Origin of the sequence: Synechococcus sp. OH2 (assembly GCF_047462155.1) — a bacterium.
Classification (GTDB): Bacteria; Cyanobacteriota; Cyanobacteriia; order Thermostichales; family Thermostichaceae; genus Thermostichus.
On the sequence record NZ_JANSIR010000060.1, the window covers coordinates 526 to 16,469 of the forward strand.

15 protein-coding genes are annotated in these 15,944 nt (G+C 60.6%); 8 read left to right on the plus strand and 7 right to left on the minus strand.

Annotated elements, in window-relative coordinates:
* Positions 1–91: 91 nt before the first annotated feature.
* Together NW835_RS04970 and NW835_RS04975 are read right to left on the minus strand one after the other, a co-directional pair.
* Positions 92–838, minus strand: a complete 747-nt coding sequence (locus NW835_RS04970) for a GvpL/GvpF family gas vesicle protein (RefSeq protein ID WP_414372760.1) — start codon at positions 836–838, stop codon at positions 92–94.
* On the minus strand, positions 816–1,937 hold the full coding sequence (locus NW835_RS04975; RefSeq protein WP_414336050.1) for a sugar phosphate nucleotidyltransferase: 1,122 nt from the start codon (positions 1,935–1,937) through the stop codon (positions 816–818). Before NW835_RS04975 ends, NW835_RS04970 begins: the two co-directional genes overlap by 23 nt.
* A gap of 204 nt (positions 1,938–2,141) precedes the next feature.
* Here NW835_RS04975 and hisG point away from each other — a divergent pair, with 204 nt between their 5' ends.
* From hisG to NW835_RS05005, 6 genes are all read left to right on the plus strand, one after another.
* Complete coding sequence (gene hisG, locus NW835_RS04980) at positions 2,142–2,876, plus strand: ATP phosphoribosyltransferase (RefSeq protein ID WP_414414671.1); 735 nt, start codon at positions 2,142–2,144, stop codon at positions 2,874–2,876.
* 199 nt (positions 2,877–3,075) lie between these two features.
* A complete protein-coding gene (locus NW835_RS04985) occupies positions 3,076–3,870 on the plus strand; it encodes a photosystem II manganese-stabilizing polypeptide (protein WP_414414672.1) in 795 nt (264 codons plus the stop codon).
* 106 nt (positions 3,871–3,976) lie between these two features.
* Positions 3,977–4,168 carry a hypothetical protein gene (locus NW835_RS04990; RefSeq protein ID WP_414414673.1) on the plus strand — a complete coding sequence of 64 codons (192 nt, stop codon included), beginning with the start codon at positions 3,977–3,979 and terminating at the stop codon, positions 4,166–4,168.
* 386 nt (positions 4,169–4,554) lie between these two features.
* The gene (locus NW835_RS04995; RefSeq protein WP_414414674.1) at positions 4,555–5,934 is read left to right on the plus strand and encodes a DUF3084 domain-containing protein; all 1,380 of its coding nucleotides are present in this window, start codon (positions 4,555–4,557) and stop codon (positions 5,932–5,934) included.
* A complete protein-coding gene (locus tag NW835_RS05000) occupies positions 5,931–6,389 on the plus strand; it encodes a pre-16S rRNA-processing nuclease YqgF (RefSeq protein WP_414366492.1) in 459 nt (152 codons plus the stop codon). Before NW835_RS04995 ends, NW835_RS05000 begins: the two co-directional genes overlap by 4 nt.
* Positions 6,361–7,485 carry an extracellular solute-binding protein gene (locus NW835_RS05005; protein ID WP_414414675.1) on the plus strand — a complete coding sequence of 375 codons (1,125 nt, stop codon included), beginning with the start codon at positions 6,361–6,363 and terminating at the stop codon, positions 7,483–7,485. Before NW835_RS05000 ends, NW835_RS05005 begins: the two co-directional genes overlap by 29 nt.
* A 67-nt stretch (positions 7,486–7,552) precedes the next feature.
* Here NW835_RS05005 and tig read toward each other — a convergent pair whose 3' ends face one another.
* From tig to ccsB, 3 genes are all read right to left on the minus strand, one after another.
* A complete protein-coding gene (gene tig, locus NW835_RS05010) occupies positions 7,553–9,226 on the minus strand; it encodes a trigger factor (RefSeq protein ID WP_414414676.1) in 1,674 nt (557 codons plus the stop codon).
* Positions 9,227–9,314: 88 nt separating this feature from the next.
* Complete coding sequence (locus NW835_RS05015; protein WP_414414677.1) at positions 9,315–9,698, minus strand: LapA family protein; 384 nt, start codon at positions 9,696–9,698, stop codon at positions 9,315–9,317.
* Between the two features lie 84 nt (positions 9,699–9,782).
* Entirely contained in the window at positions 9,783–10,793 is a 1,011-nt protein-coding gene (gene ccsB / locus NW835_RS05020) for a c-type cytochrome biogenesis protein CcsB (protein WP_414414683.1), read from the minus strand.
* Positions 10,794–11,032: 239 nt separating this feature from the next.
* Here ccsB and NW835_RS05025 point away from each other — a divergent pair, with 239 nt between their 5' ends.
* Both NW835_RS05025 and NW835_RS05030 read left to right on the plus strand, forming a co-directional pair.
* Entirely contained in the window at positions 11,033–12,421 is a 1,389-nt protein-coding gene (locus NW835_RS05025; protein WP_414414678.1) for a hypothetical protein, read from the plus strand.
* Positions 12,422–13,090: 669 nt separating this feature from the next.
* Complete coding sequence (locus NW835_RS05030; protein ID WP_414414679.1) at positions 13,091–14,047, plus strand: sigma-70 family RNA polymerase sigma factor; 957 nt, start codon at positions 13,091–13,093, stop codon at positions 14,045–14,047.
* Here NW835_RS05030 and gcvT read toward each other — a convergent pair.
* Both gcvT and NW835_RS05040 read right to left on the minus strand, forming a co-directional pair.
* The gene (gene gcvT / locus NW835_RS05035; RefSeq protein WP_414414680.1) at positions 14,044–15,168 is read right to left on the minus strand and encodes a glycine cleavage system aminomethyltransferase GcvT; all 1,125 of its coding nucleotides are present in this window, start codon (positions 15,166–15,168) and stop codon (positions 14,044–14,046) included. The genes NW835_RS05030 and gcvT overlap by 4 nt on opposite strands.
* Before the next feature lie 162 nt (positions 15,169–15,330).
* The coding region (locus NW835_RS05040; RefSeq protein WP_414414681.1) for an energy transducer TonB at positions 15,331–15,944 on the minus strand (614 nt) is incomplete at its 5' end.

The following is a 15,944-nucleotide window of genomic DNA, read 5'->3' on the forward strand; positions in this document are numbered from 1 at the left end:
TCTCCTCTTCTTGGACTCTCGCACTGCGGTAAGTCTTTCTTTGCTTGCAAGAATGCGCTGATCCAGCGAAACGAGGGTGAGTACAGGCCGGTCAAAGCTTGGCGAAATTGTAGGGAGCGGTGAAATTGTTGTAGCGAATGCGCAGCCGTCCCTGAAAGGCTCGATCCAGCTCCTCCACTTTTTGGGCAAAAACCGGCTCATCTTCCCAGTTGATGAGAAACGAGCTGTTGTAGACCATGTTTTCCGTGAGCAGCTCTCCCTCGACGCGGTCGCCGGCCAGAGGGCCGAGGGTGGCTGTGAAGGTTTGGGCAATGTGTTGGCGCCGTTGCTCCAGCAGTTGCTCTAGGGCTTGTCCAATTTCCACCACTGCATCTAGCCCCAAGGGGGTGCCGACCATCGCGTCCCGCCGGGCTTTCAGGGCGGGGTTTTCCTCCAGCCCCAATTGGAGCTCTTGCTGGGGATCCCAGAAGACTTTTACCCCCACCTCCCGTTTGCCCTCTAGGCGCTGCAGCAGGGCCAACAGATCGGCCAGGTGCGGTTTAACCAGATCCTGCTCCACCTGGTCCCAGCCGCTCACCACCAGGCCAAATTGCAACGGCAGCAGGGCGCGGTGTCCCTCGTTCATGACGGTTTCTAGGACAGCTTCGTGGGCCAGCAGATTGGCCCGGCTGGCCAAGTAGCGCTCCTGGCGAGCCTGGGAATAGAGAAAGGCCAAAGATCCCAGCACGTGAACCCCCACCGGCTGCTTATCCAGCCCCACCACATTCAGGTGGCGCGGGCCGGGGGCAGCAACGATCCCGTAAAGGTAGAGGGCGCTATTGGGATTTGCCGTTGCCATGGCTGCGGGCATCTCCGATCAACCAGGTGAGGTTGGACTCTTCCGTATCGATGGCATTGCCATCGGAGGAAATGCAGTAGCGACCCATCACCATCTGGTGGCGCAGCGTCACTCCTGCGGCGATTTGGGTGTAGTTAAAGATGAGACTGCCATCCAGCGTACACCCTTCGTTCAACACACAGCCGTAGCCAATGGCCGTGGGGCCGATGAGCTTTACCCCATCCGCCAGGTAGGTGCTGGCCCCGATGTACACCGGCGGCTCGATGTGGATGCGATCCCAGTTGGCGCGGATGTTGATCCCTGTCCAGACGCCGGGCCGAATCTGGATCCCGGGCACCTTGACGCCTTTGATCTCGCCGCGCAGCACCTTCTGTACTGCCAGCCAGTAGTCATGGGTACGGCCAATGTCCACCCACTGGAAGTCGGCCTTGAGGCCGTAGAAGGGGGCGCCGGCTTTCACCAAGGCGGGGAAGAGATCGCTGCCGATGTCATAGGGGCAGCCGGGGGGGATGTAGTCCAGGACTTCTGGCTCGAACACGTAGATGCCGGTGTTGATGGTGTTGCTGAGGGCCTCTTCCTGCCTGGGCTTTTCTTGGAAGGCGGTGACCCGGCCCGTCTCATCAGTTACCACCACTCCGTAGCTGGAGACTTGGCTGGGATCCACCTCTCGCAACACCACCGTGGCCAATGCCCCCTTAGATTTGTGAAAGTTGACCACCTGGGTTAGGTTGAGGTCGATTAGCGCATCGCCGCAGAGCACCACGAAGGTGCTGTCAAAAAAGCCAGAGAAATCCTGGATCTTGCGCATGCCACCGGCGGATCCCAGGGGTTCGGCCACCGGCTGGCCGTTCTCGAAGTGGCCCTCGAAGGAAAAGCCGATGTGTACTCCCCATTGCTGGCCATCGCGAAAGTAGTCTTCGATCTGGTGAGCGAGGTGGCTAGTGTTGATCATGATTTGGTCGAAGCCATGTTCCCGCAGCAGCTCCACCAAGAACTCCATGACCGGCTTGTGCAGAATCGGGATCATCGGCTTGGGCATCATGTAGGTGATGGGCCGTACCCGTGTCCCTTTGCCGGCTGCCAGGATCATGGCTTTCATGCCGTCGTCTCTCCTCCGGGTTCATCGTGTTTTTATCATCCCAGGATCTGCGTTCTGGAAAACATCTGCCGAGTCTACCTCGCCGGCAAGAGGTCAGTTCCCTACAATTGAGGACGCAGGATCCCTGGTATCCACTTTCCTTCTTTAACTAAGTAGCATTCCCACTGCCCTTGTCCTTTTGCCAGAAGGGATCCCTAAGTGCCTATGTTGACAGCCACCAGCCCTCGGCCAGCTCCGAAGCCCAATACCCCGACGATCACCATTGCCCTGGCCAAGGGAGCCTTGTTGACCGACGCTGTCCGCTGCTTGCAACAGGTGGGGATCGATTTCAGTCGCTTTTTGGATCCCGGCAACCGCCTGCTGCGGATTGAATCGCCCACCCAGCTCAACGGGCAACGCTACGAGGCGCTGCTGGTGCGCAACCACGACGTGCCGGTGTACGTGGAATACGGACAGGCCGAGCTGGGCATCGTCGGCTACGACATCTTGCGAGAGCGCTATGCCGGCAGCGAAGCGCGGGTGGCCCACCTGCTGGATCTGAAGTTCGGCTACTGTCGCATGTCGGTGGCCCTGCCCCAAGATAGTCCCTACACCTCGGCGGCCCAGTTGCCTCCCCATGCCCGCGTCGCTTCCAAGTTTGTCGGCTGCGCCCGCGAGTATTTTGACCGGTTGGATTTGCCGGTGGAAATTATCTCCCTCTACGGCTCGGTGGAACTGGCTCCCCTCACCGGCATGGCCGATGCCATCGTGGACTTGGTGGCCACCGGACGCACCCTGAGGGAAAACGGCCTGGTGGAACGGGACTGCCTTTTCGAGAGCACCGCCCGCCTGATCGCCCATCCCACCAGCTACCGCGTTAACCAACAGCCCATCGGCGAGCTGGTAAACCAGATTCGAGAGCGCTGGCTGGGATCCCTGGTGGTGAGTGGCCCGTTTTGAGGTGGCCGCAAGGCCTTCACAGAAGAGCAGGAGTCGGTAATCCAAGCAGTGGGAAAACGCAGCAGCCTAACAGCTCTGCCTGGCCAAGAAACTTCTGCGAGCCCGGCCAAAGAGGGGATCCGTATTGCGTACAATAGGGGCATTCGGGCTTATTTTCCCCAGCAGCATTGAGATTAAAACAGGTTTTTCGAGGTTGATTATGCGGTACCGTCCACTACTCGCCATCCTGTTGGCGCTCTGTTTGAGCGTCTTCGCCCTGCCGGCGGCGGCGGCTAAGGCCCCCTTAACCTACGACCAGATCCGCAACACCGGCAAGGCGGCCATTTGCCCTTCCGTCTCCGACAATGCCCGCGGCCGTATCGAGGTGCCCAAGGGGGGATCCGTAAAGTTGACCGATGTCTGCTTCCAGCCGGTGCAAATTGAAATCGAAGAGGAAAAGCGGAACGGCGAAAAAGAGTTTATCAAGGCCAAAAACATTATGATCTCGGCAGCCACGCTGGGGCCCATTAAGGCCGAAGTCACCCCCAAAGACGGCGGGTTGGAGCTCAAAGTGGTGGACGGGATCACTTTTCAGCCGACCACCGGTCAGTTACCCCGCGGCGAGCGGGTGCCGTTTTTGTTTAGCGTGAAAGACTTGGTGGCCACAGCTCAGGGCTCCGCCATCGACCCCTCGACCGACTTTGAAGGGGAGTTCTTGGTGCCCGGCTACCACAGCAGCACCTTCCTCGACGCGCGCGGGCGCGGCTCCAACGCCGGCTACGACACAGCCGTAGGGCTGCAGGCGGCCAAGGACGACTTCGCCACCAACCGCAAGGTGGACGAGGTTTCCCAGGGGACAATGTCGCTGCGCATTGCCCGCGTGGATCCCAGCACGGGTGAGATGGGCGGCTCCTTCGTCAGCATTCAGCAGTCCAGCACCGAGCAAGGGGCACTGGAACCTCACACCGTCCGTGTCCAGGGCTTGTTTTACGCCCGCCTGGCGCAGGAGTCTTGAAGAGAGCCAATTTGGGGCTTGAGAGGGGCAGGGATCTGCTCGATTCCTGCCCATTCTTGTGGATACTCTGTCTGTCTCGGTTTGTCCGTTGGAGAAGAGGGCAGCGATGGCGGGATCCCACAGCGTTTGTTTTGATCGGGCTGCCGACTTTTACGGTGCTACCCCCAGCTTTCCCTTCGCCGTAGAGGAAGAGATCGCCGATGCCCTCTTGGCGGCAGGGGCAACCACTCCTGAAACCCATTTTCTCGAGGTGGGCATTGGGACTGATTCAGCGTTGATATTTCTAAACGGATGTTAGCTGAGCAGGTGGAAGCCTCTTTGCGGTCTCAAGGGGCTCATGTGTCTGCGCATCCACCCAGAGTTAGGCAAGTCTTATAGGGAGGGTAAGAAATTTTCTTGTGGGCATTGCGCTTGGAGGGGTGACACTGACTTGAACGGTGCAAGGGCTACCGCACTTTTGGGGCGTTCTATAAACACGCCTGGAAGTTTGTGGCTGGCTTGCTCTCTAAGCGAGCCTGCTTCAGGGCTACTGTTCGCGTCAGCGGGATCAAGTCCTTAAACCCTATCCGCCTATGCGGTGGAGTAGTTTATACCAGGGCCGCACTTCTCTGGCTCGGCCTGCCCCCAACTTCCCAAATCTTCACAGTAACCTTGCTAAGATTTCCATGGCAGGGATCCCGGTCTATGCAAGGCGTACTGCTGATCCTTTACATGTTGTTTGTCAGTGGCCTGATTGCCGTTGTCGGGGATCGGGTCGGGTATCGGATTGGCAAAAAGCGCCTCACCTGGTTTAACCTGCGTCCCCGCCACACGGCCGTTTTGGTAGCCGTGATTACCGGCGTGAGCATCTCGGCGCTGACCTTGGGCACGCTGCTGCTCCTCAACCGCTCTCTTTCGGAAGCCCTGTTCAGCTACACCAACCAAATTGCCCAGGCGGAGCAGGAGCTGCGGGCCCTCAACCGCCAGAAAGCTCTTCTGGAAGGGGAGAATGCCACTCTCAGAGCCGAGCGAGACCGCCTTAAGCTGGATCTCGACCAATTTCGCAGTCAGCAATCGGCAGCCCAGACCCGCCTGAGCGAAGTCCGGGAGCAACTGGCCATAGCGCTACAAGAGCGGCAAGAGGCAGAGGCGAAGCTGGCGGCAGCCAACGAGCAACTGGACCAAGTGCAGCCCAGCCTGGAGCGGGCCCAGGCAGAGTTGGAGGCGGTGAAGGCAGAGGTGGAGGCGGCCCGAAAGATGATTGCCGATCTGGAGTCGCAAAAGCAGGCTCTGCAACTGGATCGGGATCAACTGGAGCGCTCTCTGGATACGGCGCAGGGGGCCCTGAGCCAACTGGAAACTCAAAAAAAGCAGCTTGAGCAGGAGATTGCGCAGCTCAACCAGTTAGCGGTGCGGCTGCGACGGGGAGAGCTGGCCATTCTGGCGGGAGAAGTCCTGGCTACAGGAGTTGTGCAAACGCCAGCAGGGGCAGAGCCGGCGGCAGTGCGGCGGCAGTTTGAGCGAGTTTCGGCCCAGGCAGAACAGCGGGCCCTTGCCCTCGGCTCCCAACCCATCCCCCCTCTGGAGAACGCCATCCTCATCCGCCGCGAGGAGGCCGACCAAGCCCTGGAAAAGCTACAAGAACCCGGTAGCTGGGCGGTGCGCATTCTTTCGCTCTCCAATCGGCTTAAGGGCGAGCCTGTGCCCGTGCTGGTGCAGATCTACCCCAACCAGCGTATCTTTGCCAGGGGATCTGTGCTGGCGCAGGGTGTAATCCAGCCAGGCTTGAGCGAGAACGAAATCCAACAGCGGCTGCTAGAGCTCCTCAACCAGGCCAATCAGCGCTCCCAGGCAGAAGGCCTCCTCTCGGATCCCATCACCGGCACTGTCGGAGAATTCTCGCAGGTGAAGTTCTTGGAAGTTGTGCAGCATCTCCGCCAGAGCACTACCCCTCTGGATGTGAAGCTGGTTGCCGACACCGACATCTACACGGCGGGGCCGCTGCGGGTGAGTTTCCTGATGGCGGAGGCCTCTGGCCAGCAGGACGCCACCCCCGTTCAGCAGGCGGGGCAGATTGGGGGATGAGGGATCCACTCCACCTGGGCGGGCTGGAAGAGGGGCGAGTGCTGATGGGCTTTGACCCGGGGCGGGACAAGTGCGGCCTTGCCGTGGTGCAAGTTCAGCCGGCGTGGCAGATCTTGCATCGGGAGGTGGTCTTGGCGGGGGAGGCCTTGGCCAGGTTGCAGGCCCTCTGGCAACAGTTTGGGGCGGAGCGGCTCATCCTGGGAAATCAGACAACGGCGCGAGGCTGGAAACAGCAACTGCAGTCGCTCCTCCCACCCCAACAGATCGTTCTGGTGGACGAGAGGCACAGCTCCCAAGAGGCCCGTCAGCGCTACTGGGATTTTTACCCACCGCGGGGATGGGAGCGGCTGTTGCCGAAGGGAATGCGGGTGCCGGACAAGGCTTACGATGATCTGGTGGCCCTGATTCTGGTGGAGCGGTACTGGCGTGGGCAAGCAAGGGCTGAGCCGACGTGAATTTCTATACGGGATCCTGCTGGGGCTGGCGGTGGCCGGCTGTGGCGGGCCTAGGGGCTCTCTGCCCCTCATTCTCGCCCTTAAACAAGGGATCCCAGCCAGCTTGGTGAACGAGTTTCGCCGCCGCACCCAGGTTCCCTTTCGGCTGCAACTGTTGGACGAGCGGGCCCAGTTGCTGGCCTACCTGCGGCAGAGCGTCCAGCCGCCTGAGCCGGCCTGGTGGGATCCGGGGAGATGGTTCCGGTGGCAGCCGTCAGCGGCGGCCCTGAGCCTGTTGGGAGCTGACGCCTTGGATCGGGCCATTACTGCCGGTTGGCTGGATCCCTTGCCACCTGACCTCTTGGGGGAACGATGGCAGCACTTGGATCCCCGCTGGCAGGCTGCTGCCCGGCGAGAGGGTCAGATCTGGGGCGTGCCCTGGCGCTGGGGGGTAACGGCCATTGCCTACCGCCGCGACCGGGTGAGCAACCCCATCCGGGACTGGGCGGATCTGTGGCGGCCTGAGCTGGCCGGGAAGCTCACCCTACCGGATCACCCCCGGGAGGTGATCGGGCTCGTCCTCAAAAAGCTGGGCCGCTCCTACAACGATCCCCTCGATCCCGAAGAGGCCGAACTGCGGCGAGAGCTGGGATCCCTGCACCGCCAGGTTCTGGCCTATACTTCCGCCGACTACTTGCCCATGTTGCGCCTGGCCGATAGCTGGGTGGCTGTGGGCTGGTCGCAGGATCTCTACGTCACCCAGGCCAACTACCCCGAGCTGGAGGTGGTGATCCCGGCTTCGGGATCCGCCATCTGGTGGGATGTCTGGGTGCGGCCTCATAGAGCTCACAACGCTTCCCCAGAGCTGGAAGGATCCCTGCTGGCCGACTGGATTGACTTCGTCCTAACCCCAGAGTTCGTCCCCCGCCTGGTGAACTTGAGCGGGATCGCTTCGGTTTTGCCGCTGGATTGGGCCCAACTCCCCCCTCGGCTGCGTCGCAGGGCTGACTTCCAGCCTTCTACCTGGGAGCGCGGCGAGATTTGGCGGCCTCTGAGCTCCGCCGAAGCTGAGTCCTATCTTCGCCTCTGGGATCAGATGCGGCGCGGCCTCCTGTAGCCTGGCTTTTCCCGACCCCGGCGGCCAAAGTGTGAGAACCCGCAAGTCTGGGGGTAACTAGGATCCTCTACTTGCCCTTTTTGCTCTTTTTGCCCGGTTTGGGTTTCTCCTCGGCTGCGGCGGCCTGTTCCGGTTGCAAGCCAGTAGGGGCTGTGGCCGCCTCTGCAGAAGGCTCAACCGCCTCAGAGATCCCAGACACCTCTGCTTCTACAGAAGGGAGAGCTGCCTGCGGCTCTGTTGCGACCTCCCCCTCGGCTTTCGTATCGACAGGAGGCTCAACTGCCCCAGGGATCCCGGATCCCTCTGCTTCTGGCCTCTCGGCCTCAAACTCCGCCTCCGGCACCGATGTGCCAGCCGATTCAGCCCTCTCTTGCCAGTCTTCACCCTCAGAGCTGCCAGAGAGGGTGGGATTCCCCTCGCTATCGACCCAGTTGACTGTGGTCTGAGCCTTCAGCCAGGCCATCACTTTGTTGGTCAGCAGATCTTCGTGAACGACTTGGCGTACTCGCTCCCGATCCAGCTTCTGCCCTTGCTGGGCGTAGGCCGCCATCACCTCTTCCACCTCGGCTTCCAATTCGTTGGGGCCTACGGCAATCTGCTCCTGCCGGACAATGGCACTGAGAGCCAAGGTGCGCCGCAGCCGGTTGATGGCCTCAGGCCGGTAGCGCTCCATCCACTGGTTAAGGGTTTCGGGCGGCATTTGGGACAAGAGCTTGCGGATCTCTCCCGGCGTGACCCCTTGCTGCTGCTGCAGCGACTGAAGGCTTTGGGCCAACAGTTGTGTCGTTTCTTGCTCGACTAGGGTCTCCGGCAGATCCACCTCAGTGGTTTCCAAGATGGCGTTGAGGATGGCCGTCTCCAGGTTTTCCTCAGATTGCCTGAGAGCATCTTGTTCGAGGCGCTTTTGCAGGTGTTCCCGCAGCTCGGCCACCGTCTGAAACTCGCTGATCTCCTGCACAAAGGCGTCATCCAGCTCCGGCAGCTCTTTGGTCTTGATCTCTTTGAGGCAGACGGTGAACGTAACTGTTTTCCCGGCCAACTCTTTTCTGAAGTAATCGTCGGGGAAAGTGGCTGTGATCTCCTTGGTTTCGTCGAGCTGCATGCCGACAACGCCCGCCACAAAACCGGGGATGAAGTTCTCCTCTTTGAGCTCCAACTGAAAGTCTTGGGCGGCGATCTCCTCCAGGGGATTGCCCTCGGCGTCGCGAGCTTGAAAATCGATCACCACCACATCCCCCAACTGGGCGGGCCGATCTTCTACGGGCAGGAGGGTGGCCCGCTGATCCCGCCACCGGTCGATGAGCTGGTCGACCTGTTCGGGCTTGACGGTGACGCGGGTGGCCGTGACGGTTAGACCTTTGTATTGGCCGACGCGGGCTTCGGGGTACACCTCCACATACCCCGAGAAGCTGAAGTCTGCCTCCGGGTTGAAGCGATCGAGAAGCTGCTCCACCTTGTCGTCCAGCTCGAAGCGACTGATGGGACGCAGTTGGGTGTCCTTGAGCGCCTGTTGGATGGCCTCGTTGATCAGGTCATCGACGGCACTGGCCATGACGCGCTCGCGGCCCACCTGGCGCATCACCAGGTTGCGGGGGGCCTTGCCCTTGCGAAATCCCGGGATCTGGATGTTCCGCTCCAGTTGGCGCAAGGTTTTTTCGTAGGAGCGCTTCACCTGGTCGGCTTCTACCACGATTTTGAGGCCAACCCGGCTGCCAGGGCGTTTTTCTTGTGTAACCTGCATAGGAAGTGATGGACTAGTGGAAGAGGCCGTTAGAAGTTCAATTCTACCCCAACCGCTTGGGGATCGACGGGATCCATACGGGGCAGTTCTAGGCAGGGGATCCCTCGGTGGCCACTTCTTTCACCTCCTGGATGTCCTCTTGGGGTTCGGCGCGCTTGCTGGGGGGCAGTTGCTTGACCTTGGCTTCCAGCTCCACCACCATTTCCTTGAGCTCGGTGATGGTGACTTCCTTCTCCTGCAGTTGCCGATTTTTTTCGCGGGCTTCGATGCTGAACTGGACACGCATCCAGAGGCTATACAGCCAGGCAAGGGCGGCCCCGATCCCGGCAGAAGCCAACAGTTCAATCACCAGCGGGCTTTCGATGGTGACTCCGGGGGCGAAGTTAATCGTGACTGGGGTGGCGTTTTGCATGGCAAAAAGAGCGATTCCCAGGAGGGCCGAGAACAGGATCAGGTAGTTGAACAGTTGCATGATTTTCTCCTTCGAGGGATCCACGACGGCTTGCCAGCACCAGAATACCCACAAACGGGGGTTGATTTGTTGGCCCGAGAGATCTCAGAAGAACCAGCCATAGCTGTGTAAGCCTTTGCCCAGAAAGTTCACCCCCAGATAACACACCCAAACCACCCCAAAGCCCAAGCTGGCCAAGAGGGCGGGGCGCCTGCCCTGCCAGCCTTTGGTGATGCGGGCGTGCAAATAGGCGGCAAAGACCAACCAGGTAATCAAAGCCCAGGTTTCTTTGGGATCCCAGCTCCAGTAGGTGCCCCAGGCTTCGTTGGCCCAGACGGCGCCGGCAATGATGCCGATGGTGAGCAGCGGGAACCCCAGCCCGATTAGCCGGTAGCTGGTGTTGTCTAAGATTTCCGCCAGGCTCAGCCGTTGCCAAGCGATCGCTTCGTTGGGTGCCGGTTGGGGAAGAGGTTCAGCCGCTCGGGGGGAGCGGATCCCGGCGTAGACCAGTTCTGCAGCAGGAGATGGCAGGGTGGCTTCTGTCCATTCCGGGTGGGTTGCAGGCTGAGAGGGGCGAAATTGCAGGCCGAGGGAGTTGCCCTTTAACTGAACTTCCTGGCCGCGGGTGACGATGAGAAAAGTGATGGCCAAAAGGGATCCCACCAAGAGGGCTGCGTAGGCCAGCAGCATCACAGTTACGTGCATCATCAGCCAGTTGGATTGCAAAGCCGGCACCAGTGGTTGGGCCGCCTGCATATCTTCCGGCAGGGCCAGGGCGGCAAAGGCCACAATGCCCGTCGCCAGCGGGGCGGTCGTCACCCCCACCCAACGGCTACGAGTCCAGTGGAGAGCCAGCAGGTGCAAGGTGGTGATCCCCCAGGCCAAGAAAAACAAAGACTCGTACAAGTTACTCAAGGGGAAATAGCCGGCATCGATCCAGCGGGCCGTCAGCAGGGCGGCGATCGTCAAGTTTGCCCCGATCATCCCCGCCAAGCCCAGCTCAGACAGAAGCTGCACCTGGGGAAACGCTGCCCCCCCCCAGTAAAACAGCATGGCCCCCAAACAGACAGCAAAGGCCATGTTGTTGAGTAAAGCCTGCCACTGAGCTAGATCCAAGCCTGCAAAAGCCGTTATCGCCAACCAAGCCATACCTGACCTCAAAAGTTCTCCTGACCCCGCTTGGGCCAGACCGCTGATCCCATTCTAGGGTGGGGGAGGGGATCTTCCCCAAAGGACACATGCTGGTAATGTGGGGATGGCTTATCTGCTGCTCGGCAGGATACCGAAAGTGTTGGGATGTGAGGCTCATGCAAGGACACGCGGGAAAGGCCAGAACCTGGAGATGGGGATGGTGGATGGCTCTGGTGGCAGCTCTTGTGCTGGTCGCTTGCGGTGGATCCCCGCCTGAACAGCCCCAGGAACAGCTACCTCAGCTCGAGCGGGTACCAGTGCCGCCGGAGATTGCCAAGCTGGATGCCCACTTGGAGCACTGCCGTCCGCGGGTGCAGATCCTCAGCCCTAAGCCGGGTGAGGTGTTGTCGGAGCGGCAAGTAACCGTTCGCTTTGCAGTGCAGGGGTACCCGCTTTTTAAGGATCCGCAACTGGGCCTCGGCCCCCATTTGCACGTAGTACTGGACAACCGGCCCTACATCGCCCATTACGATGCCGATGCTCCCCTTGTTTTTGAGGATTTGGAGCCGGGATCCCATACTCTGCGGGTGTTTGCCGGCAAGCCCTGGCACGAGAGCTTTAAAAACTCCGAGGCCTACGCCCAAGTCAGCTTCCATGTGCTAGCGCCTACGCCGGAGTATGTGCCGCAGCCGCACCTGCCTTTGCTCACCTACAACCGCCCCACCGGCAGCTACGGTGCCGAGCCGATCCTGGTGGACTTTTGGCTGGCCAACGCCCCGGTACGCGAGAGTCTGCTGACCGACCTGCCGCGGGATTGGCGCATCCGCTACACCCTCAACGGCCAATCTGGCCTGCTGGATCGCTGGGAGTCTTTTTACTTGAAGGGCTTGAGGCCCGGTCGCAATGTGATGGTGGTGGAACTGGTGGACAGCAAAGGGGATCCCATCCGCAACGTGTTCAACAGCGCTGCCCGCGAGATCACCTACACCCCCGGCGGCCAAGACACTCTCTCCAAGCTGATCCGCGGCGAGCTGAAAGCGGAAGAGGCCCTGGCCATTGTGCAGCCCCAGCCCACACCGACGCCGACGCCGACACCCACGCCGACACCCACACCCACGCCGACACCGACACCCACGCCGACACCCACACCGACGCCGACACCCACACCCACGCCGACGCCCACACCCACGCCGACACCCACACCCACGCCGACACCCACACCCACGCCGACGCCGACACCCACACCCACACCGACGCCAGAACCAATACCAACACCCACATCAACGCCGGCACCCACTCTTACACCAGAGCCGACGCCCACTCTTGCACCACGTCGCCAGCCGCGCTTTCAACTCCGGCGTCCCCGTCCCACCTCAGAAGGGATCCCGGCTGAGGTCACACCTGCTGTGCCAACCCCAGCGGCTGTAGTGGCCACGCCGAAACCAACACCTAGCCCCTTGCCTACGCCTGCTCCCACTCCAACACCTCAACCTGAGGCTACGCCTTTGCCGCGCATCACTCCTCTCCCGCTGCAGGAGCAACGCGTGCGCCAGCAGGGGTTGCGGCTTTTCCCCCCTGGGCTCCACAGCCCCTACTCGACGGATAACCTGTAGTACGCTGGCGGCTCGAAGGTTTGACTCCACAGGTAGTGTCTAAGGCTCAAAATTTGCCTTAATTTGCCCTAAACTTGGGAAAGCCAAGACGACGGCTTTTCCTTGGGATCTGCCTTGGCTGGTTTGGGGCTGAGGCTTATTGACAACTCTCTCTGAAATCAGCCTCAAAAGGTTGCAGAAATGGGCCAGCAGGCTGTTCGATGCCTTGCTGGGCCGGCCTCTCCGATGGGTTTCTACAGACAAAATAGGCATCTGTAGCGATGTAGAGTGTATCAAAAAACATGTTTTTTATCTCAGTGCAATCTGGTTAACGATTAAGAGAGCATGACCGATTTTACTTGCTTTTTTTCCGATCCTATTGGTCTAAGTTTTGAGTAACGGAATCGCTTTATTTTCGTAACATCTACCCGTAGATCAGGGAGCCGACAGGGGCCAGAACTGAGGCACTGCTGGCAGTAGCTCACGGACAAGACTCAATAAATTTAGTGAATCAAATAGCCGCTGAAAGTCTGCATTTTAGGTTGCCAAAACCTTTACGGAAAGGCTTTTCTACTGGTATGAATAAGGTGCTGTTTGCAGCAAGGTCGGCTTCCTAGTGGGAAGAAAGCTTGACGCGACAGCAGAAGAGAAGATTCTGACAGGGCATCAACTTATGGTGTGGGGTTGGATATGTCGGAAAATCTTGAGCTGCAAGACGCAGTGGGGCGTTTCTTAAAAATCATTGGGCGCTACTCGTTGCTCACCGCCGAGGAAGAACTGCGTCTGGCCCACCAAGTGCAGCGGATGATGGCCCTTCTGGAGCAGCGGCGGCAGCACGAGTCGCTGGAGGATTGGAGCCAACGGCTGGGGATCCCTTTAGAGGAGCTGCAGCAGATCCTGCGGCAGGGGGAAGCCGCCAAGAAGCGCATGGTGGAGTGCAACCTGCGCCTGGTGGTGTCGATTGCCAAGCGCTACCGCAACCGCGGTCTGCCCTTTCTGGATCTGATTCAGGAGGGCACCATCGGCCTCACTCGCGCCGTGGAAAAGTTCGATCCCACGCGGGGGTACAAGTTCTCCACCTACGCCACCTGGTGGATCCGGCAGAGCGTGAACCGCGGCATCCAAAACAAGGGGCGCCTGATCCGGCTGCCCGCCCACATGTACGAGAAGGTCTCCCAGGTGAAGCGGCGCTACCGCGAGCTGTCCGCCGAAAGGGGATCCCGGCCTGCCGCAGAGGAAGTTTTCGATTCGCTGGATATTGGCGACAACTACCGCGAACTGATCACCCGCCACATGGCCGAGATCCGATCCCTCAACGTCGGGGTGGGGGACGAGGACGGCACTGAGCTGCAGCACTTTATCCCTGACGAAGACAACGATCCGGTCGAACATCTGAACCGGGCTGCCCATTGCGAGGAGGTGCGCGCTCTGGTGGGCCAACTGAGCGAACGCGAGCAGCAGGTAATTGTGGCCCGCTATGGGCTGGATGGGTCGAAGGGGCTGACGTTGCGGGAGATCGGGGAGCACATCGGTCTTTCGCGGGAGCGAGTCCGGCAAATTGAGCGGCGGGCCCTGCGGAAATTGCGGCGGCTGCAGCAGGAATACTCCATCCCCAAGGCCGGCAGACAGCTCAACCCCCCAAGCTAACTGGAGCCTGCCCCTCTGTAGAAGGGCTTTTTTACCACTTCGGCGGGCCAGCGCTGGCCCCGAATCTCAATCTCCAGCCGGGATCCCACCTTGGCCCAAGTTGAATCCACATATCCCAGGCCAATGCCGTAGCCCAAGGTAGGAGAATGGCTGCCGCTGGTTACCCGCCCGATCGGCTCAGGGGAGTTGGGAGCGTAGATGGCACAGCCGCTGCGGGGAATGGCTCGCTCCAACAGGCGAAACCCCACCAGACGACGCGGGATCCCTTGCTCGCGTTGACGTTCGAGGGCCAGCTTGCCAATGTAGTCCCCTGGATTGTTGACCAACCAGCCCAAGCCGGCTTCCAGGGGGGTGGTGCTCTCGTCCATGTCCTGGCCGTAGAGGCAAAAAGCAGCTTCTAGGCGCAGGGTATCGCGGCAGCCGAAGCCACAGGGCTGTACTCCTGCCTGCACCAGTTGCTCCCAGAGCCAGCAGCCCTCTGGGGGGCTAAGCAAGATCTCAAAGCCGTCTTCTCCGGTGTAGCCGGTGCGGGCCACAAAGACCCTTGCCCCTGAGGATCCCCCTTTTTGAGGAGCAAACTGTCCGTGTTGAAAGCGGCGCAAAGCCTTCAGGGATCCCGCCAAAAAAGGCTGAAGAACCTCTTCTGCTGCCGGCCCCTGCACCGCCAGCAACACCTGCGACTCGGTGTGATCCTGCAGTTCCAGCCCAGGGATCCCCTGCTGCTGCAGCCACTCCCTATCTTTGTGGCGGGTGGCCGCGTTGACGATCAGGCTCCAGTGCTCCAGCTCCCCTTCCGGTGGATGCCGGTAGAAGATGACATCGTCCACAATGCCCCCCAGCGGATTGAGCAAAACCGTGTAGCGAGCGGATCCTACTGGCAAGGCAGCCAGATCGCTGGGCACCAGCCGGCTGAGGTGGGATCCCAGCTCCGGCCCCCAGAGCTCGAACTTGCCCATGTGGGAGATGTCGAATACCCCCACCCGCTCCCGCACTGCCCGATGCTCGGCCACCACGCCCCGATACTGCAGGGGCATTTCCCAGCCGGCAAAGGAGACAAACCGCGCCCCCAGGGCTTGATGGAAGGGAAACAGGGGGGTGCGCTGCAGGGAAGTTGTGCCCATCAACGGATCTCTAAGAATCAAGGACTAGGATAAACGCACCGTCGCCGATTCTCCGAGCTTGTGCAGTGCCTTCTGTCCCCACCATGATCCGCAATTGACAAGCTGGAGCGATCCCTGCAGTTCTGCTGCGACGTTTTGGGAGGCAGCACCGTGAGGCCGTTGTCAGTTAGCCGATCCACCTACGGTTAATTGTCCCAACACGTTGATGTCGAAGGTGAAGTTAATCGTCACCGAGTTGCCCTCGTAGGCCTCAGGCAGGGGCAAAAACGGAGCTGCTCTCTGGATGGCTGTCAGCGCCGCGTCGTCGGTTTGTTGGCTGCCGGAAGTGCGGGCCAGGCGGATGCTCTGCAGCTCGCCCCCCCGACCCACCGTGAAGATTACCACCGTGCGGCGGGAAGTGCCAGTCTGCCCCGGGATCCAGTTTTGTTCCACCTTGCGCTGTAAAGCTGCCAGCCAAGGGCCCCAGTCCACATTCGCCCGCGCCGCCACACTGGGGGGGTTGGGAGCCGACTGGGTGGGGTTGGCCAAGCCGCTGGCTCCCTGGCCCTGGATCCCAGCCCCTTCACTGGCAGCAGAAGCGCTCAGGGGCGGCCCCAACTGGGAAGCATCGGAGGGCCGCTCGGCGGGGAGAACCTCCGTCGTCGGTTGGGGAGCCGGCGCAGCCGGCTGCAATTGGCTGAGATCCGAGGCCCGCTCGCTGGGCTGCACGGGTAGAGGCTCGGCAGTGGGGGGAGGCGTGGGAGCCGGCGTGGCAGGAGGAGCAGCCGCCACAGGCC

Excerpts from the sequence above, each read along its gene's own strand:
- gcvT (WP_414414680.1), bottom strand. The coding sequence starts at position 15,168 with ATGGGCACAACTTCCCTGCAGCGCACCCCCCTGTTTCCCTTCCATCAA.
- NW835_RS04985 (WP_414414672.1), top strand. The coding sequence starts at position 3,076 with ATGCGGTACCGTCCACTACTCGCCATCCTGTTGGCGCTCTGTTTGAGC.
- NW835_RS05000 (WP_414366492.1), top strand. The coding sequence starts at position 5,931 with ATGAGGGATCCACTCCACCTGGGCGGGCTGGAAGAGGGGCGAGTGCTG.
- hisG (WP_414414671.1), top strand. The coding sequence starts at position 2,142 with ATGTTGACAGCCACCAGCCCTCGGCCAGCTCCGAAGCCCAATACCCCG.
- NW835_RS04995 (WP_414414674.1), top strand. The coding sequence starts at position 4,555 with ATGCAAGGCGTACTGCTGATCCTTTACATGTTGTTTGTCAGTGGCCTG.
- NW835_RS04975 (WP_414336050.1), bottom strand. The coding sequence starts at position 1,937 with ATGAAAGCCATGATCCTGGCAGCCGGCAAAGGGACACGGGTACGGCCC.
- tig (WP_414414676.1), bottom strand. The coding sequence starts at position 9,226 with ATGCAGGTTACACAAGAAAAACGCCCTGGCAGCCGGGTTGGCCTCAAA.
- NW835_RS04990 (WP_414414673.1), top strand. The coding sequence starts at position 3,977 with ATGGCGGGATCCCACAGCGTTTGTTTTGATCGGGCTGCCGACTTTTAC.
- NW835_RS05015 (WP_414414677.1), bottom strand. The coding sequence starts at position 9,698 with ATGCAACTGTTCAACTACCTGATCCTGTTCTCGGCCCTCCTGGGAATC.
- NW835_RS05025 (WP_414414678.1), top strand. The coding sequence starts at position 11,033 with ATGGCTCTGGTGGCAGCTCTTGTGCTGGTCGCTTGCGGTGGATCCCCG.
- NW835_RS04970 (WP_414372760.1), bottom strand. The coding sequence starts at position 838 with ATGGCAACGGCAAATCCCAATAGCGCCCTCTACCTTTACGGGATCGTT.
- NW835_RS05030 (WP_414414679.1), top strand. The coding sequence starts at position 13,091 with ATGTCGGAAAATCTTGAGCTGCAAGACGCAGTGGGGCGTTTCTTAAAA.